The 15,719-nt window shown below is 30.4% G+C and carries 16 protein-coding genes; 4 read left to right on the top strand and 12 right to left on the bottom strand.

What is annotated here, in order from left to right; genetic code table 11:
• Positions 1-5 precede the first annotated feature (5 nt).
• From ftsY to GCU34_RS06900, 10 genes are all read right to left on the bottom strand, one after another.
• The gene (gene ftsY, locus GCU34_RS06855; protein ID WP_072785020.1) at positions 6-986 is read right to left on the bottom strand and encodes a signal recognition particle-docking protein FtsY; all 981 of its coding nucleotides are present in this window, start codon (positions 984-986) and stop codon (positions 6-8) included.
• An 84-nt stretch (positions 987-1,070) separates the two neighbouring features.
• Positions 1,071-1,223, bottom strand: coding sequence for a DUF4295 domain-containing protein (locus tag GCU34_RS06860; protein WP_072785022.1), 153 nt, complete (start codon positions 1,221-1,223; stop codon positions 1,071-1,073).
• 46 nt (positions 1,224-1,269) lie between these two features.
• On the bottom strand, positions 1,270-1,452 hold the full coding sequence (gene rpmG, locus GCU34_RS06865; RefSeq protein ID WP_072785033.1) for a 50S ribosomal protein L33: 183 nt from the start codon (positions 1,450-1,452) through the stop codon (positions 1,270-1,272).
• A 38-nt stretch (positions 1,453-1,490) separates the two neighbouring features.
• Complete coding sequence (rpmB, locus tag GCU34_RS06870; RefSeq protein ID WP_072785035.1) at positions 1,491-1,712, bottom strand: 50S ribosomal protein L28; 222 nt, start codon at positions 1,710-1,712, stop codon at positions 1,491-1,493.
• 80 nt (positions 1,713-1,792) lie between these two features.
• Positions 1,793-3,040: a competence/damage-inducible protein A gene (locus GCU34_RS06875; protein ID WP_072785037.1), complete on the bottom strand. Its 1,248-nt coding sequence runs from the start codon at positions 3,038-3,040 to the stop codon at positions 1,793-1,795.
• A gap of 85 nt (positions 3,041-3,125) precedes the next feature.
• A complete protein-coding gene (locus GCU34_RS06880) occupies positions 3,126-3,473 on the bottom strand; it encodes an Hpt domain-containing protein (RefSeq protein WP_072785039.1) in 348 nt (115 codons plus the stop codon).
• Between the two features lie 6 nt (positions 3,474-3,479).
• Positions 3,480-4,091 (bottom strand): fumarylacetoacetate hydrolase family protein, encoded by a 612-nt coding sequence (locus GCU34_RS06885; RefSeq protein WP_072785041.1) that lies wholly within the window; start codon positions 4,089-4,091, stop codon positions 3,480-3,482.
• Between the two features lie 81 nt (positions 4,092-4,172).
• Positions 4,173-4,946, bottom strand: coding sequence for a 3'-5' exonuclease (locus tag GCU34_RS06890; protein WP_072785043.1), 774 nt, complete (start codon positions 4,944-4,946; stop codon positions 4,173-4,175).
• Positions 4,947-5,217: 271 nt separating this feature from the next.
• Entirely contained in the window at positions 5,218-6,558 is a 1,341-nt protein-coding gene (locus GCU34_RS06895) for a dihydrolipoamide acetyltransferase family protein (RefSeq protein ID WP_072785045.1), read from the bottom strand.
• A gap of 292 nt (positions 6,559-6,850) precedes the next feature.
• Positions 6,851-8,041, bottom strand: coding sequence for a glycosyltransferase family 2 protein (locus tag GCU34_RS06900; protein ID WP_072785047.1), 1,191 nt, complete (start codon positions 8,039-8,041; stop codon positions 6,851-6,853).
• Positions 8,042-8,140: 99 nt separating this feature from the next.
• On the opposite strand from GCU34_RS06900, the gene GCU34_RS06905 reads away from it, so the two are divergent.
• Positions 8,141-9,514, top strand: coding sequence for a Kelch repeat-containing protein (locus GCU34_RS06905; protein ID WP_072785049.1), 1,374 nt, complete (start codon positions 8,141-8,143; stop codon positions 9,512-9,514).
• A gap of 3 nt (positions 9,515-9,517) precedes the next feature.
• Here GCU34_RS06905 and GCU34_RS06910 read toward each other — a convergent pair whose 3' ends face one another.
• Both GCU34_RS06910 and GCU34_RS06915 read right to left on the bottom strand, forming a co-directional pair.
• On the bottom strand, positions 9,518-9,763 hold the full coding sequence (locus GCU34_RS06910) for a hypothetical protein (protein ID WP_072785051.1): 246 nt from the start codon (positions 9,761-9,763) through the stop codon (positions 9,518-9,520).
• A 3-nt stretch (positions 9,764-9,766) separates the two neighbouring features.
• Positions 9,767-11,695, bottom strand: coding sequence for a hypothetical protein (locus GCU34_RS06915; RefSeq protein ID WP_072785052.1), 1,929 nt, complete (start codon positions 11,693-11,695; stop codon positions 9,767-9,769).
• Positions 11,696-11,936: 241 nt separating this feature from the next.
• Here GCU34_RS06915 and GCU34_RS06920 point away from each other — a divergent pair, with 241 nt between their 5' ends.
• From GCU34_RS06920 to GCU34_RS06930, 3 genes are all read left to right on the top strand, one after another.
• Complete coding sequence (locus GCU34_RS06920; protein WP_072785054.1) at positions 11,937-13,802, top strand: ABC-F family ATP-binding cassette domain-containing protein; 1,866 nt, start codon at positions 11,937-11,939, stop codon at positions 13,800-13,802.
• 64 nt (positions 13,803-13,866) lie between these two features.
• Positions 13,867-14,709, top strand: a complete 843-nt coding sequence (locus tag GCU34_RS06925) for an O-methyltransferase (RefSeq protein WP_072785056.1) — start codon at positions 13,867-13,869, stop codon at positions 14,707-14,709.
• Positions 14,710-14,768: 59 nt separating this feature from the next.
• Positions 14,769-15,458, top strand: coding sequence for an ABC transporter ATP-binding protein (locus GCU34_RS06930; protein ID WP_072785058.1), 690 nt, complete (start codon positions 14,769-14,771; stop codon positions 15,456-15,458).
• The last annotated feature ends 261 nt before the right edge of the window (positions 15,459-15,719 follow it).

A 15,719-nucleotide genomic window follows, 5' to 3' on the forward strand; every position in this document is an offset into this window, starting at 1 on the left:
TTTTTTTATTTGAAAAATGAATCTACGAATTCAAATTTATTAAATACTTGTAAGTCTTCAATTCCTTCTCCTACTCCAATATACTTAACAGGAATTTTAAACTGATCTGAAATACCGATTACAACTCCTCCTTTTGCAGTTCCGTCTAATTTGGTAACCGCTAAAGAAGTTACTTCAGTTGCAGCAGTAAATTGTTTTGCTTGTTCAAATGCATTTTGACCAGTAGAACCATCTAGAACCAATAATACATCATGTGGTGCATCACCAACAACCTTTTGCATGACACGCTTTACTTTAGAAAGCTCATTCATTAAATTCACTTTATTGTGTAAACGACCAGCAGTATCAATGATTACAACATCTGCATCTTGAGAAACAGCAGACTGCAAAGTATCGAAAGCAACTGAAGCTGGATCGCTTCCCATTTGCTGACGCACGATAGGAACATCTACTCTATCTGCCCAAATTTGTAATTGATCTATAGCCGCAGCTCTAAATGTATCGGCAGCTCCTAAAACCACTTTATGTCCTGCCTTTTTAAATTGGTAGGCTAATTTACCTATAGTAGTTGTTTTTCCAACACCATTTACTCCAACAACCATTAAAACATAAGGCTTTTTATCTTTTGGAACTTCAAATTCAGTTGCATCACCATGATTATTTTCAGATAATAATCCAGCTATTTCTTCACGAAGAATTTTATTCAACTCTTCGGTTCCAAGATATTTATCGCGTTCAACACGTTCTTCAATTCTTTCGATAATTTTTAAAGTAGTATTAACTCCCACATCGGAAGAAACCAATACTTCTTCTAAATTATCTAATACATCATCGTCTACTTTAGACTTTCCCGCAACAGCTTTTGAAAGTTTTTCAAAAAAAGAAGATTTCGATTTTTCTAAACCTCTATCTAAAGTTTGCTTCGCCTGTTCGCTGAGGCTCGAGTCATTTTTTTCTGATGAAAATAAGCGCTTAAAAAAACTCATATAGTTCGTTATTTTGAAACAAAAGTATAAATAAAAAAGCTACTTTCAAACGAAAGTAGCTTTCCTATATATTTGAATACTGAATTATTTCTTTTGTAAGAAATCGTCAACTAGTTCTGGAGCCATAACAGATTCTACAAAAGTGTAAGCTCCTGTTTTTGGAGACTTAACCATTTTTATAGCTTTAGTTAATCTCTTTGATGCTGTTTGTAACGTTGCTACTGTTTTCTTTGCCATGATTACACTATTTTAAATCGAAAGTTTACTAAATGTAAATTTCTAATTATTTAATTTCTTTGTGAACTGTTACTCTTTTTAATACAGGATTAAATTTTTTAATCTCTAATCTATCTGGAGTATTCTTTTTATTTTTAGTAGTGATGTAACGAGAAGTACCTGGCATACCAGTTGCTTTGTGCTCTGTACACTCTAAAATAACTTGAATTCTATTACCTTTCTTTGCCATTGTTACTTTTATTTAGAATTAAGTAAATTACTTAATAATTATTTTTGTGCTTTTTTTAACGCTGCAGAAATACCAATTTTGTTGATAGTTTTTAAAGCAGCAGTTGAAATTTTCAATGTTACCCATCTATCTTCTTCAGCAATGTAAAAACGTTTCTTTACTAAGTTAACAGAAAATTTTCTCTTAGTTTTATTATTAGCATGAGAAACATTGTTTCCTACCATTGCTTTCTTACCTGTAAGTTCACAAACTCTTGACATTATTTCTAATCTTTTATTTCGTTATTCAAAATCAGGGTGCAAAGAAACAAAATTGTAATGAATTACACAACAATCTTTTATTATTTTTTTAAAATTTCTTTATAAACCATTTCCAAGGCTTTATTTACCGCTCTATCAACGACTTTTTCCCTAGGTTGACCAAAGTTAAATTCCTCGACAAAAACATTATTTTTTATAGCTATACCAATGAAAACTGTTCCTATTTCTGCGTCTGAATCTCCTTTTAGTGGTCCAGCATTTCCTGTTGTTGAAATTGCGATATCAGTTTTTAATAAATCTTGTACAGATTTCACCATTGCCTCTGCTACTTCAGCACTAACAACAGAGTGTTTATTTATTAATTCTTGTGAAACATTCAAAACTTTTGCTTTTACCTCAGTTGCATAACTCACAACGCTTCCTTTAAAATAAGATGAAGCGCCTGAGACAGAAGCAATAGTTTGTGCAATTTTACCACCAGTACAACTCTCAGCAGTTGCTAAAGTAAGCCCTTTTTCTGAAAGCATTCTTCCTAAAACCACTTCTATTGGCTCATCATCATCATAACCAACTATTACATCACCAATTAAAACTTTAAGTTTTATAACTTCGTTGTCGATTGCATTTTTCAAAACTCCTTCATTTGTTCCTCTTGCTGATAAACGCAAACGAACTCTTCCTGGGCTAGGCAAATAAGCCAACTTTATAAAGTTAGGTAAATTATTTTCCCAATCTTCTATTTGCTCGGCCAACAAACTTTCACCCACACCATAAGTTAAAATTGTTTTATGAAGAATATAAGGTCTTTTGTAATCTTTAACAATTTTAGGTATTACTTCATTTTCAATCAAATATTTCATTTCATATGGAACTCCTGGTAAAGAAATATAGACTGTATTTTCTTTTTGAAGCCACATTCCCGGTGCTGTACCCACTTTATTAAATAAAACATGTGCTTTTGAAGGAACTAATGCTTGTTCTTTATTAATTTGAGTAATTGGCCTTTTATAGAATCCTTCAATCAATTCCTTTACATGTGTTAATACTTCGGTATTTTCTATCAAAGAATCATCAAAAAATTCGCAAAAAGTTTTTTTAGTAATATCGTCTTTTGTTGGTCCCAAACCGCCCGTCACAATAACTACGTCAACATTATTTAAATACTCATTTAAAGTACTTAATATGTCGTTTTTATCATCGGAAATAGATTTCATCTCTACAACGGAGACACCAACTTTATCTAATTGTTTTGCAATAAATGCCGAATTTGTATCGACTATTTGACCAATAAGAATTTCATCGCCTATGGTTACGATTGAAGCTTTCATCTAATAGTAAAATTAGTTAGATGTAATACCTATTATAATACAAGCTTATATTAAGATATTGCACAATAAGTTAAGTAATTTGGGATTACGCTAATTTAAAATCTTTTTTTAACTCTTTAATAGCTAAATTGATTCTTTCTCTTAAAGATTTGTAAGTATCTTTTATTTCTTTTCTTTTACCTTGTGATTTTGCCCAAGACATAATTTCTATATTTTCATCATAAGCCAAATCCATCCCTAATAAATCTAATGATGGTTTTATTTTATGAGCAGAAGTATAAACACGGGTAAAATCTTTTTCTTCAATTCCAACTTTCATAGATTTAATTTCAGCAGGAACTTCCTCTAAAAAAAGATTTACAATTTGGTACGCAAAATCGATATCATTTTCTGAAATTTCGTACACTTTTGGTAAATTATATTGTAAAGCCATAACTATTTACTTAACTTGTACTTTAAACATTTGTTTTCCCTCTAGGAAGCCTTCTAACACATCACCTTCTTTGACTGGAGCAACGCCTTTGGGTGTACCTGTAAAAATAATATCGCCTGTTTTTAAGGTAAAAAACTGCGATACATAAGCAATAATTTCATCAATTTTCCAAAGCATCATTGAAGTATTACCTTGTTGAACCAATTGATCATTACTCTTTAATTCAAAGTTAATATTTTCTAATGAAGTAAATGAATTTTTCGGTAAAAAGTCGCCAATAATCGCTGAACCGTCAAAAGCTTTTGCTTTTTCCCATGGCAACCCTTTATCTTTTAACTTACTTTGCAAATCGCGAGCAGTAAAATCGATTCCCAAACCAATTTCATCATAATATTTATGAGCAAATTTTGCATCGATATATTTCCCTACTTTGTTGATTTTTACTAAAACCTCCACTTCATGATGTACATCATTGCTAAACTCTGGTTTAACAAAAGGAAATTGTTTAGGCAAAATTGCCGTATCTGGTTTCATAAATATAACTGGCTCTGTTGGTCTTTCGTTATTTAATTCCGAAATATGATCAGCGTAATTTCTTCCTATACAGATTATTTTCATTATGTTTTAGGTTAACGGTCAACGGTTAACGGTTAACGGTAAAATTTCCTTTTACCTTTTACCTTTCTCCATTTACCTAATTTATAACTTCGTATTTAACTTTCTTAACTTAATTCCTGTTAAAACTTTCTTAGTATATAAAGGGAAATCAGCATTTTGAATCCAACCGAAATAACCCGGTTCTTTATCTAAAACTTCATCAACTAATGCTCCTTTATGCTTACCAAAAGTAAAAATTTCTTGTCCATCTTCATTTAAAGCAATAAATCCAGCAAAATCTACCGACTTTTTACGAGTGGTGAATTCAGAAAGTTTTTTCATATCGTTTTCTAAATCTTCATAACGATCCAATTGTGCTTTTAAAATCTCGTAAGTAGCATTGGTATCAGCTTCTGCACTATGGGCATTTTCTAGACTTTCGTTACAATAAAAACGATATGCTGCACTTAAAGTTCGTTCTTCTTTTTTGTGAAAAATAGTTTGCACATCAACAGTTACTCTATTTTTCATATCAAAATCAACCTCAGCACGTAATAACTCTTCTGCCAATAAAGGAATGTCAAATCTATCCGAATTAAAACCAGCCAAATCAGAATCTTTTATCATATTATAAACATGAGGCGCTAATTCAGCAAATGTTGGTTCGTTTGCTACTTTTTCATTTGTAATTCCGTGCACTGCAGTTGCAAAAGCAGGAATAGGAATGGTTGGATTTACTAACCACGTTTTACTTTCTTTGTTTCCGTTTGGAAATACTTTTAAAATTGAAATTTCTACAATTCTATCTTTAGCTACATCAATTCCTGTAGTTTCTAAATCGAAAAAGCAAATTGGTCGGTTTAATTTTAATTCCATTTTATTGTATTTGATTACAAATATAAAGTTTAAAAAGTGTTTTTGAAAGTAAAAAAGTGAATACAGCCCCGATTGAAACGATATCTTTTTGTTGTTCTCGACTCCGCTCGAACTGACAACAAAAAATAAAGTGTAAAGCGGGAAATTTATTGAACTGAAAGACTGATTTTTTGCTGCATAAAAAAACCGATAGCAAAAAACTATCGGTTTGTATTTTGAGACACTTCGCTTCTCGACTCCGCTCGAAGTGACAGCTCAGTTTTATAATGTTTTAAACTTCTCTATTAATATCCCAAGCTTCTAAATAATCAGCCACTCGTTTTACGAAGCTTCCTCCTAAAGCTCCATCCACAACTCTATGATCGTAAGAGTGTGATAAGAACATTTTTTGACGGATTCCGATGAAATCACCTTCTGGAGTTTCGATTACCGCAGGAACTTTACGAATAGCACCTAAAGCTAAAATACCTACTTGTGGTTGGTTGATAATTGGCGTTCCGAAAACAGAACCAAAAGTACCTACATTCGTTACCGTGTAAGTTCCACCTTGTGTATCGTCTGGTTTTAATTTTCCAGTTCTTGCACGATTAGCTAAATCATTCACTTGTTTAGCCATACCAACTAAGTTTAATTGGTCTGCATTTTTAATTACTGGAACAATTAAGTTTCCGTTTGGTAAAGCAGCAGCCATACCTAAATTAATATTTTTCTTTTTGATGATGTATTCACCATCAACTTGAATGTTCATTCCAGGGAAATCTTTTAACGCTTTTGCCACAACTTCCATGAAAATTGGTGTAAACGTTAATTTTTCACCTTCACGTTTTTCGAAAGAGTTCTTAACCTTATCTCTCCATTTTACAATATTTGTAACATCAACTTCGATGAAAGATTGTACGTGAGCAGAAGTTTGTTTAGACTCCACCATATACTTAGAAATCAACTTACGCATTCTGTCCATTTCCACGATTTCATCTTCTCCATTAACAGATGTTGGAACTGAAGTTGTTTCAGGTTTCACGTTTGAAGTTGTTTTAGTTTCAACTACAGATTGAGTACTTGCAACTGACGACTGAGACTGAACACTAGTTTGACTTCCTCTAGTTTTAATATATCCTAAAATATCTTCTTTAGTTACTCTTCCATCTTTTCCTGTTCCGTTAATTCCATCTAATTCAGCGATAGAAATTCCTTCTTCTTTAGCAATGTTTTTTACTAATGGAGAATAGAATTTATCTGAATTTGAAAAATCTGGAGCAGTAACAGTTTCCTTCGCAGCTTCAACTGCTTTAGTAACCTCAGCTACTTGCTTCTCGACTCCGCTCGAAGTGACATCATTTGATTCAACTTGAGCAACTGCAACAGCACCACCTTCAGTTTCAATAATAGCAATAGTTTGTCCAACTTGAACAACATCATCAACATTAAATAAAATTTCAACTAAAGTCCCCGAAACTTCACTTGGAACTTCACTGTCTACTTTATCGGTAGCAATTTCAAGAACTGCTTCATCTTGTTCAATTTTATCACCAACTTTCTTCAACCAGTTAGTAACCGTAGCTTCCGCTACACTCTCACCCATTTTAGGTAATTTTAATTCGAACTTTGCCATATTTTTAACTAAAGTTGTGTTTCACTTGTTTGGATTGCAAAAATACTAATTTTTAGATGTGTTTGTAAAGAATTATATATTTTTTTTGCTTATAAAATAACTGATTAGTTTCTTACTATATGTTCATTTTTGTCTTGACACAAAAACGAACCAAAAAAGTCAAGACTGACTATAAAAGTATAAGAAAATACTACGGAAACACCAACCACAGATAAAAATAACTCCTCCGACAAATCGGAGTCAAACAGATTTTTATCTCATCCCAATTCTGCTTCCTTGATTTTCAATACTTTTATAGTAGGTCGGATTCTAATTGTAATACTTCTCCTTTATCATTAGAATTATAACTTCCTATTAGATAATTGGATTTTGAGATATAGTTTTTAAAACTAATGTTTCTGTCTTTATATTTATCCATGAAGAAAATCACTTCTTTAAAGTCCAGAAAATCAATATCAAAGATGATTTCAACATGCTTATTTTCTTCAACTTGAAATTGATTTAAATCGGTTAAATATTCAACAGATTTATCCGTTTTTAGCTTTATTTTTTTATCGGAAAAAACAAAAAATTTATCAATATTTGGTTTTATGTTTTTTTGTTGGTTTCGCTTAACTAAACTAAAAGCAAAACTTCCCATTTGCATCATGACATCAAAAAACCACGATTTTTTAAAGTGCTTTTTGTAGAAAAATTGCATGGCTTCGCGAAAGCGTTTCATATACAATCCGTCTCTTACTGTGCTTTCTCCTTTATAATGTATCACCGTTGTATCTGCAAAATATTGATTGGAATAACCCGCTTTTTTAACCAAATAACTCAAATCAATATCATCAGAATACATGAAACAGTTTTCATCAAATCCGCCAACTTTTAAATACAAATCGCGTTGCATAAACATAAAAGCGCCAACCAAGATATCGACTTCTCCTGATTGATATTCCGTTAAATGCATGGCATAATATCGGTTAAACCAACTTGATTTTGGAAACAACTTATACAATCCAAAAATCTTAGTAAATGCTACCCAAGGTGTTGGCACTCCTCTTTTACATTCAGGAAGAAATTTTCCTGAACCGTCAATTAGTTTACAACCTATTATACCAAAGTCGGTTTCGACAAGCTCAACCTTACTTTGTCTTTTGTCAGACTGAGCTTGTCGAAGTCGATTAACAAAGTCTAGTATTTTAGAAAAAGTATCTTCAGCAACTACTGTATCAGGATTTAAAATACAAATGTATTCGCCTTTAGCTTTAGCTACACCAATATTATTTCCTTTTGGAAAACCTAAATTATCTTTATTTTCAATTAAAGTAACATTTGAAAATTTTTCCTTAATCATTTGACAACTATCATCAGAAGAAGCATTATCAACCACAATAATTTCGCCATCTATGCCTTGCAACGCTTTTTGAACGCTGTAAACACACTGTTCTAAGAAATAGCGAACATTATAATTAAGGATGATTACTGATAATTGCATGCACAAATATAATGTGAAAATTTACCAATTTGAAAATTTGAAGATTATTACTGATAAATTATTATTTTTACGACAAGTTATAAATCATTAGACATCTTAATGAAAAGGATTTTTCTATTCTTAATATTTTCAAATATTCTATTTGGTCAGGAAAAATTAGTTTTTGACAACATAAACATTCAAACTGGAATTGATTATCAAAATGAAAATTATTTAGTTTTTGATAATTCTGAATTTTATTACTTCAAAGATTTTAACTCTAATACTTGGAATAAAAAAGATATACTTTATAATCAAATTCCGACTTCAAAAGACTTTCCATATAATTTTTTTCACATAAAAAACAAAAACTATTTTGTTTACAAAGGTTGCGGAACTGTTTATGAATTCAAGAATGATTCCATATTAAGAATTGATAATTCATTTGAACACAAAAGTCAATTTAACGCATCCACTTTCATTTACCATGATGAAATTTATTATTTCGGTGGATATGGTTTGTTCACTTTTAAAAATATTTTAACCAAATACGATTTTAAAACTCGCGAATGGGAATTAGTAAAGTATAGTGACCATAACAACATTCCTGAGCCAAGAAGCCATGCTTTAACTTATTTAATTGATGATGATTTATATGTAATTGGTGGATTTACTGAAAATTACGAAACTAATTTAACCACGACAACCAATAAAGCTTTAAATGATATTTGGAAATTAAACCTTACAACTAAAAAATGGACATTTTTAGGAAATTTGAAAAATAAAAATTTTCACATAATTGAAAAACTAGGCTACTTAGCTTCTAAAAATAATTTGTTTTTTGACAATGGAAAATTATATCAGATAGATTTTAAAAACGAGATTTTAAAATCTACTGAACCAAAGGGTAAATATACCTTTTCTTTATTAGAACAATACAACTCTAAAAGAAACGAAATATTTTATGTTTTAAGTAATTCTGATGAAAGTAACAGAAAGTATGAGATTATTGTAGAAAACTTTGATGACTATAAAAGTGATTTTATTAATGAAGAAGATTTATTTGAATCGAATAATTCAACACAAAATATACTTTTAGTTTTAGTTGTTTTATCTATTTCATTAGTAATTTTCTATTTCTTGAAAAAGAAAAGCAAACCTCAACATGAGAACAAAATCATTTTAAAAGATTCTAACTTTTATTTTAAAGATAAGGCAATAAGTAATTTATTGAGTGAAGAAAATGAGCTATTGTATTTTTTCTTCAAGCATAAACACCAAGCTTTACCAATGAATGAAGTCGTCGATTTCTTTTCTAAAAATGACGCTACACCTTATAACACTTTGACTAAGAAAAAAGATTTGGTTTTAAGCGGACTCAAACAAAAGTTAGCTTTTATTTTAGAAGTTGAGGAAGACGATTTATTTATAATTCAAAAAAACACCGAAGACAAACGTATTAAAGAAATACAGCTAAATCCTCGGTATTTTTGAAATTTACAATTTAAAAGATAAATTCGGATTTAAATTTTGAATCAACTTAACCTTATTATCATCTACCATAATCTTAAAATTAAATTTTTCAATTAATAACTTCTCAATTACTTCTGATGTGGGTTTCTTTGAATTAAAATCAAAATCTACAAAAAGTTCTTTATTTTCTCTTGCCCAAGGCATAGGTTCTGTAACAACATAAGTTCCCGAACCTTTTTGGTAATAAATCATAAAATGCTTTCTTGCCATAATTTAGAATTTTTTAATTGCTCTAACAAATAAATCTGCATCTATTCCCATATCACCAAATGTTCTTTGACCATCAGTAAAATCAACTGCGTTTCCAAAATAAACATTTCTACCTTCATCAGAAGACCAATAATAACCATCTGAAAAATTAAGTATGTTTTTCTCTTTTAAGCTTAAATAAACTTGTTCTAATTCTTCAATTGATGGTAAAAACCATCCTTTTCCCTCATTTTCATAAAGACTGCATTTTTCTTTTGCTTTATTTAAGTTAAATTGACCTAAATCTTGTTTGCTAATAATTTTTCCTTCTTTTTTATTATCATCCAAATAAAAAATAATTCCCCCTAAGTGTTCTTTACCAATATAAAGTTCGTCATTTCTTTTTATACTTTCTGATTCCTTAAAATCATTCTTATACTCTTCATTGTATTCTATTTCATCAACTAGAATATTATTATCCAAATCCTTTTTCAGATAAGACACAAAATCATATCTTGATGAATTTCCATAACCATTAAACACCGCTTCATTTCCTATTGAACTCAACTCTTTACTGAAATAAGTTTGGTGCATTTTTGATTCTCCTCTAAGCATAAATTCATACCAATATAATAATTCAATACTACTAATTTCATTGGAATTTTTAATTCCTGGCTCTTGCCAATTAAAAGCATAAGGAATAAACGAATAATCATTTTTAATAATTCTATCAATAAAATTTTGCTCTTTTAAATAAAACACTTTTGGATTTCCTTTAAAAGTTATCTTTCTTTCATTAGAATCTGAATCTGGCTTAGTGTCTTGACTACACCTAGAATCTCTATCAAAAAATAAATCATCATTCTTAAATTCTGTACCATCCGACATAATATTTCCTGAAACTGCTCTTCTAAAAACTATTTTCTTCAAATCATTTGTAAAATATGTTTTTCTTACATTTTCTAAACTTTTCAAATTAGCATTTTCAGGCGTTGTATTATCTGTATTGCCAATTTCAATATTCTTATAATAATAATGGTCTGTTAATTGAACAAATCCACTAAAAGGATTAAAAACAAGTGTTGGTTGTGGATGATTAACAATAAAGCTATCATATAAAAAAGTTGAGTTTTTCAAATCATCTTTATTAAAAGTTATACTATCAATATAAATTTGAGTCTCATTATTTTTTACAGGTAAAATTCTCTTATTATATTTTAAAGGAGTACCATTTTTGTAAATTGCGGTATGTAAAATTTTTCTATCATCTCTGTCAAAACCATCTTTAAAACCATAATTTACAATTTTAAAATACAACTGTTCACCATCTAAAACTCCATTGTCATTAAAATTTAATACTGCAATTAAGTCTTCTAAATCATTACTTTTTTCATATAACCTTTGATTCTTATATTCAAACAAACCTTTTTTTATTTGAAAAGAACCTATCAATCTGAAATTCGATATTTTTAATTTAACATAAAAACATTCAACGATGTTTTTTATTATTTTCTTCTCATCATAATTTTGAAAATTTAACCAATTACCATTTGAAGATTCATATGTAATGGTTTGTTGATTATTTTTCCCATATTTGGTTTTTATCTTTTCCTGTGAAACAAATATTTTATTATTCTCATCAATATACCAATTTGTATTAAATTCAGATTTATTGAAAATGTAAAGAATTTCTCCATCTTGCAATCTTCCATTTGAATACGTTCCGAAACCAAATAGTTTATGAAAAAAATTACCGTTTTTTATTTTACCTCCAGGAATATATTCAATACTTTCATAGAGTGAGTTGTCTTTATACCTTTCAACCTTAAAAATATCCAAATCTTGATTTAAGTAATTCTTAACTATAAAATCTCCTTCTTTTTTTTCTTCGATAATTTGAGAAAATGAGTTTAAAAAGAAAAGCAAGAAGAATAACAAATTAATTTTTTTCATAATTATAATTTTTGATTACTTCAAACCTACCAAAAACTTTATTTTTCTTACAAAAAAATAGCTGAACACATAATTTCAAGTATTATTCCATTTAAAAATCAACATCTTACAAAAAACTAAAAAACTTAATCACATCAATATTTCAATCATTATTTTATCGCTACAAATACAAACAAAACCTTATTTTTGCACTAATAAAAATTGGCACATTGCCTCATCGTCTAATTGACACATTAATTACATGAATTTCCTTTCAGTCGAAAATATATCAAAAGCTTACGGCGAACGCGTTTTGTTTGAAAACATTTCATTTGGTATTAACAAAGACCAAAAAATTGCTTTTATTGCTAAAAATGGTTCCGGAAAAACAACCATTATGAACATGTTAGCAGGTTTGGACGAACCCGATAGCGGTCAGGTTATTGTTCGTAAAGACATTAAAATGGCATTTTTATCGCAAACTGATAATTTACAACCCGAACTAACCATTGAAGAAAGTATTTTCGCTAGTGATAACGATACTCTGAAAGTAATCGAACAATACGAAAAAGCACTTGAAAATCCTGAAGATGAAGAAGCTTATCAAAAAGCGTTTGATAATATGGACCGTCACAATGCTTGGGATTTTGAAACACAGTACAAGCAAATTTTGTTCAAATTGAAATTGGACGATTTAAAACTGAAAGTTAAAAACCTTTCGGGTGGACAAAAAAAGCGATTGTCATTAGCTATTATCTTAATCAACAAACCCGATTTTTTAATCTTAGATGAACCAACCAACCATTTAGATTTAGAAATGATTGAATGGTTAGAAGATTATTTTGCCAAAGAAAATTTAACCTTATTCATCGTAACACACGATCGTTTCTTTTTAGAACGTGTTTGTAACGAAATTTTAGAATTAGAAAACGGAAAATTATACCAATACAAAGGCAACTATTCTTATTATTTAGAGAAAAAAGAAGAACGAGTAATTTCTGAAAATGCAAGCATTGACAAAGCCAAAAACTTATTTGTCAAAGAATTAGAATGGATGCGTCGCCAACCCAAAGCGCGTACTACAAAATCAAAATCGCGTCAAGATGATTTTTACGTGATTAAAGAAAAAGCCATGAGTCGCCGTAAGGAAAATGTGGTGGAACTGGAAATTAACATGGAACGAATGGGAAGCAAGATTATTGAATTGGCAAAAATCAATAAAAGTTTCCAGGACAGAGTGATTATGAAAGATTTCAATTACTCGTTTCAACGTGGCGAACGCGTGGGCATCATTGGTAAAAACGGAACCGGAAAATCTACTTTTTTAAATATTATTACTGGAAGCATTCAACCTGATTCTGGAAAAGTAATCGTGGGTGACACGATGAAAATTGGGTATTACACTCAAAGTGGAATCAACCCGAAACCGCAACAAAAAGTAATCGACATTATTAAAGAGTATGGCGAATATATTCCGTTGACCAAAGGAAAAATCATTTCGGCTTCACAATTGTTGGAACGCTTTTTATTTGATGCCAAAAAACAATACGATTACGTTGAAAAACTAAGCGGTGGCGAACTGAAACGTTTGTATTTATGTACTGTTTTAATTCAAAATCCAAATTTCTTGATTCTCGATGAGCCAACAAATGATTTGGATATTGTGACTTTAAATGTATTGGAAAACTTCTTATTGGATTATCCCGGATGTTTGTTAGTGGTAAGTCACGATCGTTATTTTATGGATAAAATCGTGGATCACTTATTTGTCTTCCGTGGTCAAGGCGAAATTGAAGATTTCCCTGGAAACTACTCGGATTTCAGAACGTATGAAGATTCAGCAGAACCTGTTAAAGCGGAAAAAGTGGAATCAGCTAATGCAAAATCTTGGAAAGAAAAACAAGTAAAATCTGGTTTAACTTTTAACGAACAAAAGGAGTTTCAAAAAATTGAACGCGAAATCAAAGATTTAGAACAAAAGAAAAAAGATATTGAAGCTGAATTTGCTCAAGGCAAAGTCACTGATGACAAGATTGAAACAAAAGCCAACGAATTGCAAAAAATCATTCAATCGTTAGAAGAAAAAGAAGAACGTTGGTTTGATTTAAGTGCGAAAATGGAAGAGTAATTTTAAGTCACAGTCACAGTTTACAGAATTTTAAACTAACTGAGACTAAAAACTGAGACCAAATATGTTACAAATAGCAAAAGCTTACATAAAATTCTTTTTTAGAGCCAAAAACGAACATGGTGTGCATTCGCCATTTGTGTTTGATTTGGTTACCAAATGCTTTTACGACAAAACCAATTATCCCGAATATGAAGTTTTAAAAAACTATAGAAATTCGCTTTTAAACAATAAGAACACGATTGAAGTAACTGATTTTGGCGCAGGTTCACGAGTTTTCAAATCGAATACGCGAGAAATTGCTGCTATTGCCAAAAACGCTGGAATTTCAGTTAAAAACGCCGAACTGTTATTCCGAATCGTTCGTTACTTTCAACCTGAAAAAATCCTGGAAATAGGAACTTCGTTAGGATTAGCGACTTCAGCTCTTTCTTTAGGAAACAAAAATTCAAAAATCATAACATTAGAAGGTTGTCCTTCCACAAGTCAAAAGTCAAAAGAAGAAAGTCAAAAGTTTGGATTTAATAATATTGAATTCATTAACACTGAATTTTCAACATATTTAAACAACTTTAAACAACAAACAATAAACAATAAACAACAAATCTTCGATTTGGTATATTTCGACGGCAATCATTCTAAAAAGGCGACCTTAGAATATTTCAAATTACTGTTACCTACTGTTACCAATGATTCCGTTTGGATTTTTGACGATATTCATTGGTCACAAGACATGGAAGAAGCTTGGGAGGAAATTAAAAACCATCCACAAGTAACGGTTACTATTGATACTTTTCAGTGGGGAATTGTTTTCTTTAGAAAAGAACAAAAAAAAGAACATTTTACTATACATTCAAGGAAAAATCTATCTTCATTAATTTTTCAAAAAATTAAAATTAAGATGTAACAAAAACCGAGTTTCTCTACTTATTCTTAGATTCGGTTAATCTTACATTTACTATCATTATGTCAAAACCCATCATAGAAATTAAAGGAATTACAAGAGATTTCCCCTTAGGAGAAGAAATTGTTCATGTTTTAAAAGGAATCGATTTAACCATTAACAAAGGAGAATATGTTGCTTTAATGGGGCCTTCAGGTTCAGGAAAATCGACTTTAATGAATATTTTAGGTTGCTTAGACACCCCTACATCAGGTAGTTATGTACTAAACGGAAAACATGTAAGTGAAATGCATGACGATGAGCTAGCCGAAATTAGAAATAAAGAAATTGGTTTTGTTTTTCAAACATTTAATCTAATGCCAAGAACAACTGCTTTAGACAATGTTGCATTACCTATGGTTTATGCAGGAATAAATAAAGAAGATCGAAGTAATAGAGCTACAGAAGTTTTAACGCAAGTTGGACTTCAAGACCGTATGGATCACAAACCTAATCAATTATCTGGTGGACAACGTCAGCGTGTTGCAGTAGCACGTGCATTAGTCAATCATCCAGCAATGATTCTTGCCGATGAACCAACAGGAAACCTTGACAGTAAAACTTCTGTTGAAATTATGAATCTTTTTGATGAAATTCACGCTAACGGAAATACTGTAATTCTAGTAACTCACGAAGAAGATATTGCTGCTCACGCTCATCGCATTATTCGTTTACGAGATGGTATGATTGAAACTGATGTAAAAAACAAATAATCCTCAGTCATAATTTACAGTCAAAAATAACAATTATTATCCAAAACTTTTTTAAGTATCAAAAGCGATTCTTCAGTTACTTTTGTAAACCATTTTCCTGCTGTTCGTTACAATATTTTGTTTTGTATTTAAATGTTTCGACTTCGCTCAACGTGACAAAACAAAATGATTTTCACTTCCATCAGGGCTAAACTGTAATCCATATACTTTTTGCTATCTTTGAAAAAAAATGCTAAAAGCTAAAAGCTTTCGGCATAAAGC

The sequence above is a fragment of the Flavobacterium haoranii genome (assembly GCF_009363055.1).
GTDB lineage: Bacteria > Bacteroidota > Bacteroidia > Flavobacteriales > Flavobacteriaceae > Flavobacterium > Flavobacterium haoranii.